We start from the raw sequence: 19,308 nt of genomic DNA, 5'->3' as shown, positions 1-19,308 counted from the left end.
TTGGAAGAATACAAGAAGAGAAATGGAAAAGGAAAACCATCGCAGGAATTGAGCGAGAGAGACTTAGAAGACAGAGTTATAAAAAAGGCAAAAAGACAGATGAAGTCAAAAACAGAGCTTGAGGCAGCCTTTGACCAATACGAGAAAATGAAAAGTAGCGGTGTTAAGATAGGAAATTTAGCAGAAAGTAAGATAATTGAGGCAAAAGATCTACAGGAACTGAAGTCAAAGCTAATTCAATATGTAGGTTCAAACGGAAAGTATATGCCATTTACAAAAAGTGTTCATATTAAGCTACCATACGATTCGTTAAAAGATTTGAAAATTGTAGATACACCAGGTTTAAATGATCCGGTACAATCGAGAGAAGCAAGAACCAGAGAATTGTTGAAATATTGTGATGTCACTTTTGTTGTGAGTCCTTCCGGTCAATTTTTAAGTCAGGTTGATATGGAATTAATGGATCGGATTACATTAAAAGAAGGGATTTCCGAATTGTTTGTTGTGTCAAGTCAAATTGACAACCAACTCTATGGTAGTGAAAAAGAAAAGGCAAACGGGAATCTACATAAAGCGTTAAGAAGCATTAGTGCTCAGTTAGCGGATCAAATGATGGTAGCCTTATCTGATTTAAAGAAAAACAATCAGGAAATTGGAAATGTATTTGATGGTTTGATAGATGACAGTCGCAACCATTTAGTTTATACATCGGGAATCGCACAGACTATCAAGCACTCCCTTGGAAATCTTAAAGAATTGGGAGATGGTGAACAAAAAGTTTGGGAGAACCTAACCATAGAATACCCGGATTATTTTTCGGAAACCGATCTGGAATCCACAAAGGTAAATCTTAGTGTTCTGGCTAATATTCCGAGTTTAAATGAAAAAGTCCAGTTGGTAAGAAGTAAAAAAGATGAGATTATTAGCGGGAGAAGAAATGAGTTTCTTCTGGCGAAATTGAACAATACACAAAAATATAAGATGGATCTTTTGGATTATGCAAAGGAAGAAAAACAAAGAGTCGAAAATACTGAGAAGGATGACATTGCAACGCAAAAAAGCAATTTGGAAAAAGTTAAGAATAAAGCAAGCAGTGTTTTAGACGAAGAGTATTATGACCTGATTGAAGGGTTGAAGATCAGTCTGGAAACTGATTTAAATCGTATTATTAAAGATGCCTATAAGGAATCAAAATCAAATGTGGAAGCTTCTGAAGGAGAAGAAGAGTCTTCTTATACAACGGGACATTTTTGGTGGAAAAAGACTCACTATGATACATATGCAACCTGCCGTTCGGGTGCGGTGAAAAATGCCATCGAAGCGTTTAAAACTGAAATGGAGCATGGGATAGTAAACAAAGCCAGTGAAAAAATACTGAGCTTTCGAAAAAACATGCACAGCCAATTAGTGAGCACATTGAGAACCGTAGTTGAAGATGAGGAATTGGACCCTCAATTGATTCGCAAGGCAATTCGTGGAGTTATTAATTCGGTTGAACTTCCAGAAATTAATCTTGACAACCCTATGCCGGTTGTGTTCAAAGCAAAAGGAACGCTCAAGGATTATGAAGCTGAAGAGTTTTTAAACGAGGCTAATGACTATCTGAATTCTTTAAAAAAACTTGTAAACAAGAGCATAAAAACCTATGTCAAGGATTTGTTTTCTGCTTTAAATGGAGTGAGTTTATCCCAGGAAGTATTTTCTAATTTTAATCAGAGAATAAATGAATTGGACAATCAAATAAAAAATAAAACGATTTCTCTCGAACGATTCAATCAAATTATTGAAAAACTTTCATAGGTGCAAAGATGACTAATAAGAAAATTGAAGAAATTTTGCCTAAAGTAGATGAATTATCGAAAAAATTATTTTTTAAAAAAGATGAGTGTCGTGAGGCGATCCAGGGTTTATTGAAAGATGTTGATGCTGAATTTGATCAAATTCAACTGGAAAATAAAGAGCTGAATTTTAAATTGGAAGAATTGGAGAATGAAACAGACTCTTTGGTTAATGAATTGGATCAAGCTAAGGCAGACAAAACAAATGTTGAAAAGGAAAAGTGTGAGTTAGAAAGAAAGTATAAGTTTCAGGTTTCATTAAAAGAGAGTACCGCAAGACAGTTGCAACAGTTAAATGATGAGATGGTTTCTGTAAAACAAAACAAAAAGGAACTTAGCGATGAGGTGGATCGTTTAAAAGAAGATCTGTGCAATCAGGACGGGTTAATACAGCATTTAGAAATGGAAATATCTCTGAGAGAAAAAAAGATTAGTCAAAAAGATGAAACAATTAATGAACTCGATAGGGAGATAACCGCCATTGTCGAAAAGCATAAAAAGGCAGTCAATGAGAAAATAAAAATGACGAATGAAAAAAAAGCTTTAGAAAAGAAAATTGATGAACAAAACGATAAAATAAACGGCTTGAATAACGAGCTAAATAAACGGGATTTAAAACTATCTAAAATAAAATTTGAAAATAAAAAAAATGAGGATTTATTAAAGAAAGCCGAGTTAGAAAAGGTTGAGATTTATAAAGAAAATGATCATCTGAAAAAAGAATCGCAAATTGTCCAGACGAAGTTTGAATTGGTCTCCAGAATCTTATCTGCTAAACCTAAGTATAGTAAAGGATTAAATGCCTTTAAAGACCTGATCTATCAAGATTTTTTCAACTATTCTAATAAAGTTGAGGCTTTAGATCGGGAAGCTGAAGCGACTTTGATTCTTCAGAAAATCGAAAAAGAACTTGATACTGTTGTTAATTTTCCTATTATTGCAACGAAGAATATCATTGCTATTGGTGGCGGATTTAGTAGTGGAAAATCCGCATTTATCAATAGTTTTATTAAAAATGATAAAATCAGATTACCGATTGGGATTAAACCAGTTACTGCGATTCCTACTTATGTTGCGGCGAATTTAGATAATTCAATTAAGTGTTTTTCACGAACAGGTGGTTCAGTAGAAATTGATGTGAATTTGAATAACAATCTTTCGCATGATTTTATTAAAACATTTGGTTTTAATTTGAAATCCATTATGCCATATATGACTATTGGTACAAAAATGGAAAAATTTGATAACATTTGTTTTGTTGACACACCCGGTTATAATCCGGTTAATATTGAAGATTCTACTGATGAAGATATGAAAGTGGCAAAAGAGTATCTTGATCAGGCATCGGCACTTATATGGGTTATAGGTCTTGATTCAAATGGGACAATTCCTCTGACAGATATTGATTTTTTAATGAATATGTGCTTAGAAGAGAAGCATTTATATTTTGTTGTGAATAAAGCAGATTTAAGGGCAGAATCGGAAATTGAAGATGTCATTGAAGAACTTCAGGAAACCCTTGAAGACTTTGATATCGAGTATTTTGGTATCAGTGCATATAGTTCGAATCGTAACAAAGAATACTCGTTTTATAAACAGTCATTATTTGATTTTTTGCAAGAAGAGAACAATAAAAATTGTCATTTTAAACAAAAAGTATTGGCGGATATAAAAGGGATTCTAGATATGTATCGTGATGCGATTCAGGAAGAAATCGATGAAATAAGTAAGATTCAAAAAGAGTTTAAATCGTTGGTATTAGATTTGCTTGAAGTAGATTTTGAAGATAACGGATCGAAAGTAAATAATCGAATTGCGGATTTAAAAAATTGTTTCAATCCAACTATATTAAAGAAACAATTGGATGAATTGAATTATTTGGAATTATCATTTAAAAAATCGATCGAAGATATTTTTCAGGAATTACGAGCTGTCTAAAGCCATTCATATGGGAAAGACATTGGTTTAAGAGAGAGAATTAGATTTCAGAAAAATGCCGGCACTATCCAATGAGCAACGCTAAATTTTTTCTAAACATAGGGGGACACGGACAGATTAAACATTTAAATCTAGAACAAACAAAAAATAACTAAAACCGCTTCGGCGGTTTTTTATTTCCCAAAATTCTTACAAATCCCCGTTAACCTCCCAATTACTGTCCACCCACCTAACATATAATAATCTCAAGCCAGAGACGGGCGGCAACACCGCCCAACAAACCTGTCCGGATGTTGCATGCGCAACCGACGGGGCTGGCTATAAGAAATTATCTGGAGGTATCACATGCAAACAATTCTCTACATCATTATTCTGATTATCAGTCTGGTTTCATCCTTTAAGATCTGCGGATTACTGAAGGTGGTGATCTGGGGTGAGAACACTCTGGATCTGGGCATGAAGATCCTGTCGTTTTGGGCGATGATTTTCTTTTTCTGCCTGGTGTTCTGGTCGGCTGTGTTTGTCTATTTGGGTATTCCGCTACTGATCATTGGTGCCATTGTACTGGTCGCAGCTTTGCTTTTTGGCGGCAACAGTGACGATGAAACGGCCTCAGAAGAAGACGAAGCGGCCAATCAGGAAGCCGAAAAATAAGGCGGCTGGTGATGATTATAAAAAAATGTAAACAGCAAGGGAGGAAATGAAATGGGAGTTGAATTTAAGGCGGATGCCTTTGATTATGAAGCTGAGTATGAAAAAATCAAGAACCAGGTGGTCAAGCCCAATATTCTTTTGTGCGGTGCCACTGGGGTGGGGAAAAGCTCCTTGGTCAATGATGTTTTTGGTGAAAACCTGGCTGTCGTCGGGGCCGGTGAACCAGTGACCCGGGGGACCCATCGCTATGAGGGCGAAACCATCACCATTTTTGACAGTGAAGGCTATGAGATTGGCAGCGACCGGCAGGCTCACTACCGGGAGGAAATCATCGGCTGGATCGACCGCCAACGCCGGGAAGACCCGGAGGCAGTGGAAGACCAGATTCATGAGGTCTGGTATTGCATCAGTGCGGCCAACAAGCGGATTACCGATACGGATTTTATGCTGATCCGGGAGATTCAGGAAAAAAAGGTGCCGGTGGCCCTGGTATTCACCCAGGTCGATGGGGTTGAAGCAGAGGAACTTGAAGCGCTACAGCAAACCGCCCGGGAAGAATTTTCAGCCATGGCCCTCTTTACCTATGCGGTCACGGCGGATGAGCGGGTTCAGACCTTACTCAAACCCTATATCCAGAAGGAGGCGCTGATCGATTGGGCGATTGGGGTATTACCGGAATATCTCAGGGAGGGGCTGATTATTGCCTTAAAGGGGTGCATTGAGAAGAAGCGGGACCATGTCACCCAGCGTGTGATTTCCAAATATACCGTGGCGGCGGCCGGGGTGGGGGCATCGCCGATTCCCTTTTCGGATGCGATGGTACTGATGCCCGTTCAGATGGCCATGACCCTGCACATATTCAATGTTTATGGGCTGTCCAAACTCAAGGGAACGGCGGCTTCACTGCTGGAAACGCAGATTCTGGGGCAGCTGGGAAAGGTCCTGGCCGGCACCTTGGTTGGTAATCTGACCAAGCTGCTCCCGGGTTTTGGTACGGCGGCGGGGATGATTATCAATGCCGGGGTGGCTTCTGCCATTACGCTGACACTGGGACTGACGGTATCCACCCTTTGTTTTAATTATTCCCAGGCGGTGCTGGCGGGGATTTCGGTGGATGTGGATGAATTTTTCGGGACGGATGCTTTTAATGATATTTTTGATGTTGCCATGAGGAGGGTAAAGAACAATGGATAAGAAACTGAAAACCAATGTGTTGATGATAGGAAAGTCTGGGGTTGGCAAAAGCAGCTTGTTGAACTATATCTTCGGGCTGGAGCTGGAAAAGACCGGAACCGGCCGGCCGGTGACAGCCGAAGGGCTTTACCAGCATGCCTACGACTGCGGGGCAGCCTTTACCATCAATCTATATGATACCTGGGGGCTGGAAGCCAATCAGGCGGAGCGCTGGCAAGATCTGATTATGACGGAGGTCAAACGTCATGACTGCAACCACATCGCCGAGTGGTTTCACACCATTATCTATGTTTTTTCGGCGAAGTCAGCCCGGATTGAAGGCTTTGAAAAAGCCATTATCCGGGAGCTGATCGATCAGGGCAACCGGGTAATGACGGTGTTATCGCATTGCGATCTCCCCAATGTGGATGGGGCCATTCATGAGATGGAAGCCATTATTGAAGATCTGGGCATTTACAGGCGCAATATTGTCCGGGCCTGTTCAGTCACTAAAAAACTGCTGGGTGGGCTTGAGTCCGAGCCCTTTGGGATGGAGGATATCATCCACAATATCCGGGAAAACCTGTGGCAGTCGATCTGTCTCAAGGTGCCGGGAAATGTCCTGACCCATGCGCAGTTGCTGTTGGAAAACTGGCGTAACGATGTGTATGACTATATTGAGGAAACGGTAACGGTTTTTAATGCCTCATCTCAGAGCACCGTGAACCGGATCAATGATTATGCTGGCCATTCGGTTGAGGTGATTTATGAGGCGATCAGCCAATACGGCGAGGAAAAAATGGCTGAGGCCATTACCTATTATTGCCAGCTCGTCGATCAGCTCAATGCCCTGGCCGGTGAGCGTACCGGCAAACCGGAATGGGGCAGGTTCACGGATTTTGATTTTTCCCGGGATCGGGTCGATATGGTCTGTGAATTACTGGCCAATCTGGTGGTGGGTCTGATTCCTTTAGCCATCTTTTTCCTGCCCTCCATCAACCGCGATAATCGGGTTCAGGAATTTAAAGATGGTATTGATGCCAGCTACAACCGAATGCTTGAAACCCTGACACATGAGACCCAAAAACTGGGGGTTCAGCTGCTGCAGATGCAGGCAGAGTGAGTTGATCATATAACTGCACTAAAAATGTTCTAAAAAACAGATGCCGGATAAAACCATCGTTGTCCGGCATCTGTTTTTGTTTCAAATCAGGATCTTTATTTTTAAAAATCAGTCAAAAGACTCGGCTTAAGCTTCTACCCGCCGCTGTTTAATCAACACCAGCGTCACGCCCAGCACCGCCACCCCGAAGGCCAGTACCAGTACCATGCTGGTGAAAATCGACTGGAGATTGTCGGCATTGAAACTGGTGGTGGCGGCGATTTCGTTATTGGCCTTGACATACCAGTAAGTCGGGGTAAAGCTGGCAATCGTCAAAACATTGCTGCCCAGCAGTTCCTGGGGGACAAAGACGCCGCTGAGAAAGCTGGTGCCCAGGGCAAAGACATTGGCGGCAGCCGACATAGCGCCCCGGTTTTTAACCAGATTGCCGATCAGATAGCTGATCGAAAGCGCAGCCAGGGTAAAGATAAAGGAATTCAATAACAGCAGCAGGCCGTTGGTCGTGAACATATAGCGGCCATACATCACAAAGCTGGCCGAGATCAGCACCAGCCAGGTCAGCACGGCAAAGCTGAGGTTGCCGAGAATCATCTGGAAATTCATATTGGCGGAGCGGATCGGGGAGCAGAGGTTGCGTCGTTTCAGATCGGTATCATTAAAGACCAGCATCACCGAGCAGACCCCCAGAATCAGAATGGCAAACAGCGAATAGGAAATATAATTAAAATAATAGCCGGATTTTTCGGCGTTGGCTGAGTGGTTGCTGCCCGAGATCACGGTCACATCAGTTTCTTCGGCCAGATCCGTCGCCAGATAGTCGACCAGTTGGGCCTGGCTCAGGTCGGGCAGATAGGTAACATAGGTTTTTACGGTGGTCAGGTATTTATTGATCAGCAAATCCATATAGATATTGCTGGGGGAATCGGGCACGATGGTTTTTTCCAGCTGGACCTCCTGGCCGTTTAACATCCCGGTGGTAAAGCCCTCGGGAACCCGCAGGATATATTCCACCTGCCTGAAAAACAGGGCGTCCTGGAGTTTCTGGGGATCATCGGGAAGATCCACCAGGTTGGCGTTTTCGCCCAGGTAGGTCTTAAGCCCAGCAACCAGCTCGGAATCACCATCCTCATTAATAAAGGCAACGTTGACCCTGGTCTTGGTAAAATCGGTATCATGGGGCGGGTTATAGGCATTGGTCAGAAGCAGCGCCAGGACCATAAAGACCACCAGATAGATCAGGATCTGGCCCCGGTTTTTCTGGATGATGCGGAAAAAAGCTTTATAAACTTGCATATTTCTGTCTCCTTAAAACAAAATACGTTATCGTACTAAACACCACGGTGAAACCGCATAACAGCAAAATGTCGGTGAAAAACTGGGTATGGGTATTATAATAATAGAGGGCATAAAAGCTGTCAGTAATCAGGTTGGCGGGGTTGAGATAACTGAGAATCGGGATTTTGGTGGTGACGATATACTTCATGTCGGCGTACATCATCCCGGCCAGAAAACACATCGTCATGGTGGAGCCGATTAAGATCCCCATTTTCAGCCCCTCACCCTTTTTGACAAGGACCCCGATACAGGCCCCGAAGGTTACCCCGGTGAGGCTTCCGACCACACAGGTCAGGGCGATATAGCCCAGCTGATCGCCGAAGCTGATGCCCAGCACGCCGATGATAAAGGCCAGCAGAATCAGCAGTTCCGCCAGTTGAATGGTGGTGGCCGCCAGCATCGAGGAGATAAAGACGGTCAGTTTATTGGTTGGTGCCAGATTGATCCGGGCCCCCACATCAGAAAGATCAGCCTGGATGGCTACCACCTCTTTTAACCCCAGAAACCCGCCATATAAACAGGCCATCGCAATCAGGGTATAGAAATAATTGACAATCGGATCGGGGTTGGACTGGCTGGCAGAGACAGCGGTCAGGTATTCGCTGCGGCTGGAAATCCCGGTGATGAGGCCTTGATCATGGGCAGTGGGGTTCGCCGCGATCACGGTGAAAATAGTAGCTGAGGTTTGCACAAAATCATCCAGAAAGCTCCGGATAATGGTCTGGTTAAGACCAGACTGGTTGACCACCAATTTAAGATCTGGATCAAAAACAATATAACCGTCAATCTGATTATCTTTAAGCAGGGCCTCGGCTTCGGCCTGGCTGGTATGAGTCACTACAAACAGATCATCGGTGCCGTCCAGAGCGGTGGTGAAAGCTGGATTGGCGTCCAGTTCAGCATTTTGAACCACCGCCACCTGGACTTTAATAAATTCCTCGGCGCTGGTAATGTTGGAAAGGGCCAGGTTAAACAGGGTGGCCAGCAGAATCGGAAACAGCAGCGTCCAGAACATCAATTGCCGGTCCCGCAGGATGCACTTGAGGCGATAGCGATAATTAAATAAAAACATGGCTCCTCCTAATCTCGCAGCTCTTTGCCGGTGATTTCCAGAAAGACATCATTCAGGGTTGGCGGCTCGGAATAGATTTTCCCGATGGCGATGCTCTGATCCTTGAGTTGATCCAGAATCGCGATCAGATTATTTTTGCCCCGACCGGACTTGACAACCAGCTGATGGTCGCTTAACTCGGCCGAAATGATATGGGGCAGGGCTTTGATGGCGTCCAGATCGAGATCTTCGGGATTGAGCAGTTCGAGGTTGATATGCTCGCCAGATTTGATCATTTTTTTCAGCTCTTCATTGGTGCCCATGGCGATGATCTTGCCCTTATCCATAATCGCGATGCGGCTGGCGATCTGCTCCACCTCTTCCATATAATGGGAGGTGTAGATAATCGTGGCGCCCTGCCGATTCAGCTTCTGGATGCCTTCCAGAATATTGTTGCGGCTCTGGGGATCGACGGCGACGGTGGGTTCATCGAGAATGATCAGTTTCGGTTGATGGGCAATGCCGCAGGCGATGTTCAGCCGCCGGAGCAGCCCGCCGCTGAGTTTTTTGGGGTAGAACTTGGTAAAATCGTTAAGCCCCACAAAATCGATGGCTTCGGCTACCAGTTTTTTGCGGGTTTGTTTATCAGCGATATATAAACCACAGAAGTAGTCGATATTTTCATAAACGGTCAGCTCGTCGAAAACAGCGACATTCTGCATCACAATTCCGATATCGCGTTTGAGATGGTAGGCATCCGGGGACATCGGCTGATCGAAAATTTCAATCGTGCCCTTATCGTATTTAAGTAGGGACAAAATACAATTTATGGCGGTGGTTTTGCCCGACCCGTTGGGGCCCAGCAGACCGAGGATTTCCCCTGACCGTACTTCCAGATTGAAGTGATCCAAAGCGATCAGATCGCCGTAACGTTTAACCAGATTTTTAACATTGATAACCATAGTTTTTCTCCTTTATGTGTGCGCCCACCCCGGCAAGGCAGTGAGACAGCGGTTTTATTTATCTATGTGTTTATTTTACACCTGCGGAAGTCACTTTGCTAGTGACCAGCCTCCTGATGGGGTATGACAAATGTCACCATTTATGTTAAAGTAGTGATAAAATTGTATCGACAGCGATGTGATTGATGCTAAGAAAACTTAGGAAATGATTCTGATAAAGGCAGGTAATGATGAATAAGCTGATTGATAAATTGATTATTTTTGGGTTCTGTCTGGCCTTGTATCTGACCACCGTCGATAATGTGCTGCTGATTGCCCCGGTGCTGGTGGCAGTGATTTTTGCGGCAGCTTCAAGCTATTTAAAAGAAGGTCCGGTAACGGCGGGATTGTTTGGCGGCTATCTGCTGATCTGTTTTTTTGAGCCGGTTTATCTTTTATTTATCCCGCTGATCGGCTATGACATTCTGATTTCCCGCTATAAATGGCTATGGATGCTGGCGCTGCTGCCGGCCGCCACGGGCTTCACGGCGCTGAGTGGCACCGCGGTGGTGCTGATTCCGGTTTTTATGCTGGTAGCCTATTTTGTCAAAAGACGGACGCTCTCGCTGGAAACACTCAAACAAGATTACAATGCCCTCCGGGACACCACCCGGGAAACCGCCCTGCAGCTGGAAAAAAAGAATAAAATGCTGAGGGAAAAGCAGGACTACGAACTGAACCTGGCGACCCTGAGCGAACGAAACCGGATTGCCCGGGATATTCATGATAATGTCGGGCACATGCTGTCCCGGAGTATTCTCCAAACCGGAGCGCTGCTGGCGATCAGCACAGAAACGCAAACCCGGGAAGGGCTAGTCCAGATCAAAGAAACCCTTTCCGAAGCCATGGACAGCATCCGTAGCAGCGTCCATGATCTCCACGATGAATCCCTGGATTTGCAGGTAGAGTTGCAGACCCTGATCAAAAACTTTGAGTTTTGTCCCGTCAAATTTGACTATGATGTGGAATCCGCCCTGGATAAGGAAGTGAAATACTGTTTTATCGCCGTGGTCAAAGAAGCCTTTTCCAACATCATCCGCCATTCCCAGGCCAGTGAAGTGGCACTGGTGGTCCGGGAACACCCGGGTCTGATCCAGCTGGTGGTTCAGGATAATGGCAACGGCAGGGTAAACTCTGACAGTACTGGGATGGGGCTTAAAAATATCAGCGACCGGGTGGCCGCCCTTAATGGCAACGTCCATATCACCGCGGACCGGGGCTTTCGGATCTTTATCTCCGTGCCTAGAAATGACTAATTAAAATAAATAAGGGGGAACCATGAAAATACTTGTTGTCGATGATGATCGGCTGGTCTGTGCTTCGTTGAAAACCATCATTGAAGCCCAGGGGGATATTGAAGTGATCGGAATCGGTCACAATGGTGAAGAAGCGATTGCCTTATATCATCAGTTAAAACCCGATGTGCTGCTGATGGATATCCGCATGGAGGTGATGACCGGGCTGGAAGCCGCCGCGGCCATTTTGGCGGCGGACAAAGCAGCCAGGATCTTATTTTTAACTACCTTTCTGGATGATGAATATATTATCAAAGCGCTTAAACTGGGGGCAAAAGGGTATATCATTAAACAGGATTTTGAAAGTATTGTGCCTTCCCTGAGAGCCGTGCAGATTGGTCAGAGCGTCTTTGGTCAGGATATTGTCACCAAGATTCCGGGATTAATCAATCAGCTCGAGCACCGTGAGGCGGACCGCTTTGATTTGAGCGACAAGGAGCTGGAACTGATCGACCGCGTGGCTCAGGGGCTCAGTAATCGGGAGATTGCTGAAAGTTTGTATTTAAGTGAAGGAACGGTACGAAATCGCATCAGTGTTATATTGGAAAAGCTGAATCTCCGGGATCGGACCCAGCTGGCCATCTTTTTCTACAAAAACCTGACCTGATATTTTATCAACAATAGTGATATTTATTAACTTATTCAGGAATTTCTAGAATAATAAAAGAAACCTGTTACTGGAAACAGCACAAGATGCTGCAGCAACAGGTTTTTGTTGTTTATCCGGGTAATTGCTGAAAGTTTAAATCAAACGCTGAGATAAGGGCCCAGAACGGCATGGAGGATCGCGTCCAGTTGTTCAGGAATGATACCGAAGACGATGGCCACGCCTTCCGCCTGACAGCAGTGGCTGTCGCTGTAATGATGATCGGATTCATCCTCGGTGATGGAAATCATGCAGCTTCGGCCGGCGGCAGTCAGATTGGCTTTGATATGCCCGATGATGCCCCCCAGCACCGTGATTTCAGCGGCGATTTTTGTTAAGGTCTGATCCAGAATGGTGTCAGCTTCTTCAAAGCTGGCCGCAATTGTTAATCGATAGGAACCGACCAGGCTGGTATCATGGGTTTTCACCGTGATCGCTGGCGCGGCCTGGTGATCCGGCTCGGGCTGATGGCTGTGACCGGAATGGAGGTGATGATCGTGTTGCTCATGATGACAGCCGCAATTTTCGTCGTGATGATGGGGTTGATGCTCGCTATTCATTGATGCTTTTCTCCTGTTCTGGATTTAGAATGGTTCCCAAAATAAGGGGGTCGATCGGCCGCGCCGCGCTGATCTTGAAGAATTCGGCGCCGTTATTGAAGGTCCGGATCGAGGCCTCCACATCGGCCAAGGTTGGGCTATCGACCATATCGATCTTATTGATCAGAATGACTTCTGCCGCTTCCAGTTGCCCTTCTAAAAGCATCTCCATCGGCCGGAGCAGACGTAGCCAGCGTTTGGCGTCGGTGATACAGGTGACGGCCACCTCAAGTTCGGGCAGGGACTGGTTGATGGTCTGACGGATATTATCGGGAAAGGCCACCCCGGTGGCTTCCATGATCACCAGCTCGGGATTGAAATCGTCTCTGATTTTACGCAGGTTAAGAATCAGCTCCCCGGACATGGTACAGCAGACGCAGCCGGAAAACAGATTGGTCACCTGATAGCCATTTCTTTTCAACAAGCTGTCGTCCACACTGACCTCGCCAATTTCATTTTCCAGAATGACGACTTTAGTCGAATTTCCAGAGGTATCCCCGGCAATGTATCGGGCCAGCTGCAACAAAACACTGGTTTTTCCGGAGCCCAGAAAGCCGCCTAAGATGATTACTTTCATTTTAGTTATAGACCGTTTTGCTTAGTTTCCTGGCTTCGTCCGCTATCCAGCCGTTGACTTCCTGAACCTTTGGGTCAAAATAATCCAGTGAAGTAATCATCCCGTTGAAGATAAACCCGCCGTTGGGCGCAAGTCGGTCAAAGGTATCCCGAACAGCTTCCCGGACATCTTCCTCATCAACTACCGGCCAGGTGCTGGGCATTCTGAATTCAAAACCACCGTTAATGGCCAGTTTTGAACCGTATTTTTGCTTCATTCCCACCAGATCATTTTCAACCTGGGCCGGATCCCAAACGTTTACCCCGATATCCACCATCGAGGGGATCAGATCTTCGCAGCGACCGCAGTTATGGTAGAAAATCGGAATGTTTTCGTCTCTGACCAGATCCAGACATTGTTTATAACGGGGCACAAGGATTTCATTAAATAACTTGGGAGAAATGAAGGGATTGAGTTTTGAAGCGGTATCATCCAGCAGGTAATAACCTTCCGGTTTATAATAATGGAGCAGGTTTTTGGTGATATAGAGGGAGTGTTCCAGCATGTAATCAAGCAGCTCTTCAACCTCTTCCTGTTCTTCATAGATGGCACAAAGTCCTTCAGTGAAACCCATAAAGCCGATAAACTGCTGAAATAAATCTGCAAATCCGCTGAGGACAAAGGCTGTCTGGTCGGGGTCCTGAACATACTTTTTGCGGTCTGCCCTAGCCGCCGCTTCCCAGTCAAAGCCGCTGTAATCCGGAGCTTTGATCACATCCCGCCACTTGGTCACATCGGTCAAAATAAAATCATTGGGCTTTGGCAGGGCGGCAAAATTGATTTCTTCACCGGTGACAAAGGTGACCCCCCAGGGATCGACGCCTCCGCCAGGTCCTCGGAAACTACCTAGAATACAGGGGTCTGCCATGGTGATCAGGGGCGCGTCAGGGCCGAAAAATGATGATACCGGTACGTATTCCGGCATTTCTCCCCGGGCTACCCGCAAAAAGTTTTCTTTTTGAGTTAAATGAGCTGTCATGCTTGTCCTCCTTTAATTGTTGAATTATAAACAAGTTTAATATTCAACAGGGGTTTTGTCAATACTTTTGTAATAATAATTAAATTTACTATAATATCGTTTTCAGGTGATTAAATCCGCCAAAATGAACAGAAAAATTTCTGTATTATCACGAAAAAATGCAAAATATTCAATATTTTAAAATATATGTAGCGGTTGCTGAAAGTTGATATTAAATAGATATAAGATAGAAATCAGAGATAAATGCGGTGCGGGAATGGTGCATTCAAACATATCGGGACGCGGATGAGGTTCAACAAAAATTCGGCCAGCGGTTGTATCTGGTACAAACATGGCATATAATTTATAAAAAACAGATTATTGGTGAAATAAACCAAGTAAAAGAGGTAACAATGAGAAGTTCGTCGGACCATTTTCAAAGTATGTTCAGGTTTTTAATCAATGTGGTTTTAATCGTTTTGCAATTGATCATCATCGGCTTGATCATTCTGGAGTTTTCAGATTATGCCGTGTATGCCTATTGGTTAATTGAGGGACTGGCTATTTTTGTGGTGTTGAATATTGTTTATCGCAAAAAGACCGCTGCCTATAAAATTTCCTGGATTATTTTTGTCCTGGCCCTTCCGGCGGTGGGCATTGTGCTCTATTTTATCTGGGGTCGGCAGCGGGTACCCAGAAAAGCCCAAAAACGCTGGCAGGAAGTCAATCAGCGCACCTTTTTGAAACTTGAACAGAACCAGGCAGTATTGGAATCCATTAATGATAAAGAAATCAAAAAACAGGTGGAGCTGGTCCATCGGCTCAGCGATCTGCCGGTTTGGCGAAATACCAGAACCGCATATCTGAAGCTGGGGGAGGAGATGCATCGGGCCAATCTGGAAGCAATCAAAACTGCCGAAAAATTTATTTTTCTCGAGTATTTTATTGTCACCGGGGGAAAAATGTATGATGAGCTAATGGCAGCTCTTTATGAAAAAGCCGCAGCCGGGGTGGAAATTCGGATGATGGTTGATGAAATGGGCAGCCTGTCGACGTTGCCCAAAGATTTTTATAAAACCTGTGCGGCCCATCACATCAACAGTATTCCCTATAATCCCTTATCGCCGTCGCTGTTCAAATTTATCAGCTTCCGGGATCATCGTAAAATGACCATAGTCGATGGCCGGGTGGCGATTACCGGCGGGATCAACATTGGCGATGAATACATTAACGAAAAGGTACGGTTTGGCCACTGGAAAGATATGGCCATCCGTTTGGAAGGCGAAGCAGTTTTCAGCCTCACCACGATGTTTATCAATATGTGGGATTATTCCACCGGGGCGGTCACCCAACCTGACGCCTATCGGGGAACGGCCACATCGGTAGCCGGAAGTGAACTGGTCATGCCGTTTTGCGACGGTCCGATGAATTCCAGGAATCCGGCGGTCAATACCTATATGACGATTTTTGCCAACGCCAAGAATTATATTTATATCACCACCCCCTATCTGATTCTGGATACGGATCTGACCAACTGTATCTTGCTGGCCGCCCGCAGCGGAGTGGATGTGCGGATCATTACCCCGGGGATTCCCGATAAGAAGCTGGTTTATGCCACTACTCGGGCTTTTTATGGGGATCTGCTGGCGGAAGGGGTCCGGATCTATGAATACGCCCCGGGATTTATTCACGGCAAGGTACTGGTGACCGATGATCAGGTCGCCATTGTGGGTTCAATCAACATGGATTATCGCAGTCTGATCTGGAATTACGAGTGTGGAACCTGGGTGTCCGGTTCAGCGACGGTGCTGGATATCAAAGCCGATCTGCTGGATTGTATCAAGGTAAGTCGGGAGGTATGCTATGCTGATTGGGAAAAAACCGCGTTTGCGAAAAAGGTGGGACAGGCGGTTTTAAGAATCATGGCACCATTGATGTAGAAAAAACAGGAGGAAACGTTGATGAAGATAGTTGCAATCCAAATGAAGGTGGCCTTAAAACAACTCGAAGAGAATTATCGTCGTGCTGAGCTCTGGATCCGTAAGGCGGCCGCCGCCGGGGCTGATCCGGAAGAACAGCTGATTTTTGCCGAGGTGGATCTGGCGGAGCTGGATAAAGCCCGAAATAATATGACCATATTTAAAGATCGCAGAAGTGAGCTGTATTAGTTGATCGAAAATTAAATAGAAAATCAAATTAGCATTTAAGATAAATCAGGGAGACTCGTTACCAGGTAGCGGGTCTTTTTGCATGGCGTTTAATAAAAGCAATAAAAACAGTTTAAAGTCTCGCTTCGCGGGTAAGATGACCATAGAGGAAGTCGGAAGCGGTCATGATTTTAAGTTGTCCAGGCTGACAAACAGCGGTTTGAATCCTGGCAATCGCAATCGATAATTGGTTGCAAAATGAAAGGAAGGATTAGAATAAAATGAAAAGACGTTTCAAACTGATGATCTGCGGCCTGATCATGATCAGTATGGGGATATTCCTGGTTCCGATGAGTGCTTTAGCAGAAGCAGCAAACAGTGAAACTGGTGTAATTGAAAGTGAACAGATAATGACTTCGGAAGAAAGTGAGATTCTGAAGCTGGCTGAAAAGGCTCCGGAAATTTCAATCAACAGCGTTCATTCCGGGGATTATTGGTATGACGATATTGCCGGTGGGGTTAAAATTGTCGCCTATACCGGGAGTGGTGGAAATGTGGATATCCCGGCGACCATTGATGGTAAAAGCGTTTTGGAAATAGGAACCGATGTATTTAACGGGAAAATCAGCTTGACTGGTGTTAATCTGCCAAATAGTGTCAGTCGTTTGGGAATGCGTTCTTTTTACAATTGTCCCAATCTGGATTCGGTTTTTCTGGGAAATGGTTTAATTACTATTGGCAACGGTTCGTTCTGGGGCGCTCAGGCGTTGACCAGCATCATCATCCCCAGTTCAGTCACTACAATCGGTTATGCTGCCTTTGCCAATTGTAATGCCCTGACTAAAATTACTATTTTAAATAGCGCCCTGGCATTTGACGGACAGGTATTCGGGACGATACCCCATCTCACCATCTATGGTTATGCCGGTTCCACCGCAGATTCTTATGCTTATGCCAATCTGCGACCCTTTGTGACCTTGCCCTCTTCCTATGTGGATGTGTACTATTCGACTCATGTTCAGAATGTGGGCTGGCAGAGTTCCAAAAAGAATGGTGAAATCAGTGGCACTGTTGGTCAGGGCCTGCGATTGGAAGGAATCAAAATCCTGGTAGATAACAGCGAAGTCAATGTGGTGATTCAGTATCAGACCCATGTTCAGAATATTGGCTGGCAATCGATGGTCAGTAACGGCGCTCTTAGCGGAACGACAGGTTTGAGCCTGCGGCTCGAAGGAATCCGGATTGAACTTGATGGTGTCGATGTCGGTAAATATGATGTTTACTATCGGGTCCATGCCCAGAATTATGGCTGGATGGACTGGGCTAAGAACAGTCAAAGTGCCGGAACCGAAGGGATGGGTCTGCGTTTAGAAGGAATTCAGATCTTCGTGGTACCAAATGGATCGGCAGCACCGGGAGCAACCGCCGTTCCGTTTGCGAGCAGTTTGAATTAGAAAATGCGGTCGAAAATATAAAAATCAGATGGAAATATCAAGTATAGGCAAGCGGTTAACAAAAAAAGATTTTAATTAATTAAAAATTTTTAATTAATTGTGTTATTTATCATAAAAGAGGGTAAAAATCATAACGTAATGTATAACTGTGTAATTTCACATCAATTGGGGTGTGATGTACACAGAAAACAATTCTCTTGAAAGGAGGAATAGTGAAGTGAAAAAAATGTCGAAATTGATGGCTTTGTTGCTGGTTGTGATGATGGTGTTAATGCTGGTCCCGGTATCAGCCTTTGCAGCCGAAGAAGTTGTGGAAGAACCTACGCTCGTTGTTTTAGAAGTTGAGGGCGCACCGGTTGATGAGGTGTTAAATACTGCGGTAGAAACGCCAGCGGCAGAAACACCCGTAGTTGAAGAGCCAGCGGCTGTCGAACCAGTGGTTGAAGCAGCAGCAGTGGAAACACCAGCAGCTGTTGAAGCGCCGGCAGCGACAGTACCAGTTGCTGAAGAACCAGTAGTTGAAACTGCAGCTGAAGAAGGAACCATTGAAGTCAGTGCAGTTTCATTGGGATTATGGCGAGACGCTGTTACATTTATTAATGTACTTGCTACTACCGTCGGTGCAGACTATTCGTATGATGCAGTAACCAATGCCTTGACCCTTAACGGATTTGTTGGCAAACAAGTGGTTGCAACCGATATGGGCAGTAATTTTGCGATGATCCTTAAAGGCGAAAACGTGATTGCCAATGCTGATGGCTGTGCCGTCGATGTAACTGGTAATCTGACCATGAGTGGCGATGGCGAACTTATCGCAATCGGTGACAATCGGGCGATCCATGTAATGGACGGCGATCTCGTTATTAATGATGGCGACTATGAACTCTATGCAAGTTCAAATGACAGTGATGCCTATGGTATCGACGTAACAAATGGCGACCTGATCATTAATGATGGTTGGATCGATTCTACCGTTGCTGCTACTGGCGATTTTGACGCAGTTGGTTTATGGGCAGACAATGATCTCGTAATCAATGGCGGCGATATCGATGTTATTACTGATTCAGTTAACGGTCAAAGCATGGGTATTGGCGCTGGCGACGATGCGATCGTTAAAGGTGGATACACAACGGTCCGTTCAACCACCGATACTGGCGTAGCAACTGCTTTATATGCAGGCAGCTGGGTTATTATCCGAGATGGTATCCTGGATCTTTGTACTTCAGGCGGCGTTGATCCTTTAGCTATCTATGGTGGCGAAGGTGTTTGGATCAGTCCTTGTTACGGCGATGTAGATCTTAGCGCATCTTGTCTGTATCTGGAACCATATCTTTGCTATACAAAATCTGACAATCCTAAAACTGGTGCTCAGGACATGGCTCAGGATGCTTTAATGGCTACAATGGGACTATTGGCACTGATGGGTATGGCTTATCTGATCAGCAAAAAAGAAATCAAAGGATAACGCCCACTATTCACA

The 19,308-nt window shown here is 44.9% G+C and carries 17 protein-coding genes; 11 read left to right on the top strand and 6 right to left on the bottom strand.

Translation table 11 applies throughout. The annotated features are described in order from the left end of the window. The 5 genes from ABGU93_RS01175 to ABGU93_RS01155 all read left to right on the top strand — a co-directional run. A partial coding sequence (locus tag ABGU93_RS01175) for a dynamin family protein (protein ID WP_347411677.1) occupies positions 1-1,800 on the top strand: 1,800 nt, incomplete at its 5' end. Positions 1,801-1,808: 8 nt separating this feature from the next. Beyond that, positions 1,809-3,776 carry a dynamin family protein gene (locus ABGU93_RS01170; protein WP_347411676.1) on the top strand — a complete coding sequence of 656 codons (1,968 nt, stop codon included), beginning with the start codon at positions 1,809-1,811 and terminating at the stop codon, positions 3,774-3,776. Between the two features lie 345 nt (positions 3,777-4,121). After that, positions 4,122-4,430, top strand: a complete 309-nt coding sequence (locus ABGU93_RS01165) for a hypothetical protein (protein ID WP_347411675.1) — start codon at positions 4,122-4,124, stop codon at positions 4,428-4,430. 51 nt (positions 4,431-4,481) lie between these two features. After that, the gene (locus ABGU93_RS01160; protein ID WP_347411674.1) at positions 4,482-5,624 is read left to right on the top strand and encodes a DUF697 domain-containing protein; all 1,143 of its coding nucleotides are present in this window, start codon (positions 4,482-4,484) and stop codon (positions 5,622-5,624) included. Next, positions 5,617-6,726 (top strand): GTPase domain-containing protein, encoded by a 1,110-nt coding sequence (locus ABGU93_RS01155; protein ID WP_347411673.1) that lies wholly within the window; start codon positions 5,617-5,619, stop codon positions 6,724-6,726. The genes ABGU93_RS01160 and ABGU93_RS01155 overlap by 8 nt, the downstream gene beginning before the upstream one ends. Positions 6,727-6,852: 126 nt before the next feature. Here the strand turns inward: ABGU93_RS01155 and ABGU93_RS01150 are convergent, their stop codons facing one another. The 3 genes from ABGU93_RS01150 to ABGU93_RS01140 are packed head-to-tail and all read right to left on the bottom strand — an operon-like array spanning position 6,853 to position 10,074. Next, positions 6,853-8,019: an ABC transporter permease gene (locus tag ABGU93_RS01150; RefSeq protein ID WP_347411672.1), complete on the bottom strand. Its 1,167-nt coding sequence runs from the start codon at positions 8,017-8,019 to the stop codon at positions 6,853-6,855. Then, positions 8,006-9,133, bottom strand: coding sequence for an ABC transporter permease (locus ABGU93_RS01145; protein WP_347411671.1), 1,128 nt, complete (start codon positions 9,131-9,133; stop codon positions 8,006-8,008). Before ABGU93_RS01145 ends, ABGU93_RS01150 begins: the two co-directional genes overlap by 14 nt. Before the next feature lie 8 nt (positions 9,134-9,141). Next, positions 9,142-10,074 carry an ABC transporter ATP-binding protein gene (locus tag ABGU93_RS01140; RefSeq protein ID WP_347411670.1) on the bottom strand — a complete coding sequence of 311 codons (933 nt, stop codon included), beginning with the start codon at positions 10,072-10,074 and terminating at the stop codon, positions 9,142-9,144. 230 nt (positions 10,075-10,304) lie between these two features. On the opposite strand from ABGU93_RS01140, the gene ABGU93_RS01135 reads away from it, so the two are divergent. Both ABGU93_RS01135 and ABGU93_RS01130 read left to right on the top strand, forming a co-directional pair. Further along, positions 10,305-11,369 (top strand): sensor histidine kinase, encoded by a 1,065-nt coding sequence (locus ABGU93_RS01135; RefSeq protein WP_347411669.1) that lies wholly within the window; start codon positions 10,305-10,307, stop codon positions 11,367-11,369. Between the two features lie 22 nt (positions 11,370-11,391). Continuing rightward, positions 11,392-12,015: a response regulator transcription factor gene (locus ABGU93_RS01130; protein ID WP_347411668.1), complete on the top strand. Its 624-nt coding sequence runs from the start codon at positions 11,392-11,394 to the stop codon at positions 12,013-12,015. A 140-nt stretch (positions 12,016-12,155) separates the two neighbouring features. On the opposite strand, the gene ABGU93_RS01125 is transcribed toward ABGU93_RS01130, so the two are convergent. From ABGU93_RS01125 to ABGU93_RS01115, 3 genes are read right to left on the bottom strand one after another with little or no spacing between them, the layout of a single operon-like run. After that, positions 12,156-12,614, bottom strand: a complete 459-nt coding sequence (locus tag ABGU93_RS01125) for a hypothetical protein (RefSeq protein ID WP_347411667.1) — start codon at positions 12,612-12,614, stop codon at positions 12,156-12,158. Next, complete coding sequence (locus ABGU93_RS01120; RefSeq protein ID WP_347411666.1) at positions 12,607-13,230, bottom strand: GTP-binding protein; 624 nt, start codon at positions 13,228-13,230, stop codon at positions 12,607-12,609. Before ABGU93_RS01120 ends, ABGU93_RS01125 begins: the two co-directional genes overlap by 8 nt. 1 nt (position 13,231) lies before the next feature. Beyond that, positions 13,232-14,248 carry a uroporphyrinogen decarboxylase family protein gene (locus ABGU93_RS01115; protein ID WP_347411665.1) on the bottom strand — a complete coding sequence of 339 codons (1,017 nt, stop codon included), beginning with the start codon at positions 14,246-14,248 and terminating at the stop codon, positions 13,232-13,234. Between the two features lie 422 nt (positions 14,249-14,670). On the opposite strand from ABGU93_RS01115, the gene cls reads away from it, so the two are divergent. The 4 genes from cls (at position 14,671) to ABGU93_RS01095 (ending at position 19,293) form a co-directional block, all read left to right on the top strand. Continuing rightward, entirely contained in the window at positions 14,671-16,167 is a 1,497-nt protein-coding gene (gene cls / locus ABGU93_RS01110; RefSeq protein ID WP_347411664.1) for a cardiolipin synthase, read from the top strand. Between the two features lie 21 nt (positions 16,168-16,188). Continuing rightward, positions 16,189-16,395, top strand: a complete 207-nt coding sequence (locus ABGU93_RS01105; protein ID WP_347411663.1) for a hypothetical protein — start codon at positions 16,189-16,191, stop codon at positions 16,393-16,395. Between the two features lie 260 nt (positions 16,396-16,655). Then, complete coding sequence (locus tag ABGU93_RS01100) at positions 16,656-17,828, top strand: leucine-rich repeat protein (protein WP_347411662.1); 1,173 nt, start codon at positions 16,656-16,658, stop codon at positions 17,826-17,828. A 217-nt stretch (positions 17,829-18,045) separates the two neighbouring features. Continuing rightward, the gene (locus ABGU93_RS01095) at positions 18,046-19,293 is read left to right on the top strand and encodes a hypothetical protein (RefSeq protein ID WP_347411661.1); all 1,248 of its coding nucleotides are present in this window, start codon (positions 18,046-18,048) and stop codon (positions 19,291-19,293) included. Positions 19,294-19,308 lie beyond the last annotated feature (15 nt).

It is taken from the genome of Acetobacterium sp. (assembly GCF_039830195.1).
Classification (GTDB): Bacteria; Bacillota; Clostridia; order Eubacteriales; family Eubacteriaceae; genus Acetobacterium.
Note: the sequence above shows the minus strand (reverse complement) of the source record. Positions and strands in the feature narration are given on the sequence as shown.

What these genes read in the sequence shown, in the direction of transcription:
- ABGU93_RS01170 (WP_347411676.1), top strand. Translation starts at nt 1,809, where the DNA reads ATGACTAATAAGAAAATTGAAGAAATTTTGCCTAAAGTAGATGAATTA.
- ABGU93_RS01165 (WP_347411675.1), top strand. Translation starts at nt 4,122, where the DNA reads ATGCAAACAATTCTCTACATCATTATTCTGATTATCAGTCTGGTTTCA.
- ABGU93_RS01160 (WP_347411674.1), top strand. Translation starts at nt 4,482, where the DNA reads ATGGGAGTTGAATTTAAGGCGGATGCCTTTGATTATGAAGCTGAGTAT.
- ABGU93_RS01155 (WP_347411673.1), top strand. Translation starts at nt 5,617, where the DNA reads ATGGATAAGAAACTGAAAACCAATGTGTTGATGATAGGAAAGTCTGGG.
- ABGU93_RS01150 (WP_347411672.1), bottom strand. Translation starts at nt 8,019, where the DNA reads ATGCAAGTTTATAAAGCTTTTTTCCGCATCATCCAGAAAAACCGGGGC.
- ABGU93_RS01145 (WP_347411671.1), bottom strand. Translation starts at nt 9,133, where the DNA reads ATGTTTTTATTTAATTATCGCTATCGCCTCAAGTGCATCCTGCGGGAC.
- ABGU93_RS01140 (WP_347411670.1), bottom strand. Translation starts at nt 10,074, where the DNA reads ATGGTTATCAATGTTAAAAATCTGGTTAAACGTTACGGCGATCTGATC.
- ABGU93_RS01135 (WP_347411669.1), top strand. Translation starts at nt 10,305, where the DNA reads ATGAATAAGCTGATTGATAAATTGATTATTTTTGGGTTCTGTCTGGCC.
- ABGU93_RS01130 (WP_347411668.1), top strand. Translation starts at nt 11,392, where the DNA reads ATGAAAATACTTGTTGTCGATGATGATCGGCTGGTCTGTGCTTCGTTG.
- ABGU93_RS01125 (WP_347411667.1), bottom strand. Translation starts at nt 12,614, where the DNA reads ATGAATAGCGAGCATCAACCCCATCATCACGACGAAAATTGCGGCTGT.
- ABGU93_RS01120 (WP_347411666.1), bottom strand. Translation starts at nt 13,230, where the DNA reads ATGAAAGTAATCATCTTAGGCGGCTTTCTGGGCTCCGGAAAAACCAGT.
- ABGU93_RS01115 (WP_347411665.1), bottom strand. Translation starts at nt 14,248, where the DNA reads ATGACAGCTCATTTAACTCAAAAAGAAAACTTTTTGCGGGTAGCCCGG.
- cls (WP_347411664.1), top strand. Translation starts at nt 14,671, where the DNA reads ATGTTCAGGTTTTTAATCAATGTGGTTTTAATCGTTTTGCAATTGATC.
- ABGU93_RS01105 (WP_347411663.1), top strand. Translation starts at nt 16,189, where the DNA reads ATGAAGATAGTTGCAATCCAAATGAAGGTGGCCTTAAAACAACTCGAA.
- ABGU93_RS01100 (WP_347411662.1), top strand. Translation starts at nt 16,656, where the DNA reads ATGAAAAGACGTTTCAAACTGATGATCTGCGGCCTGATCATGATCAGT.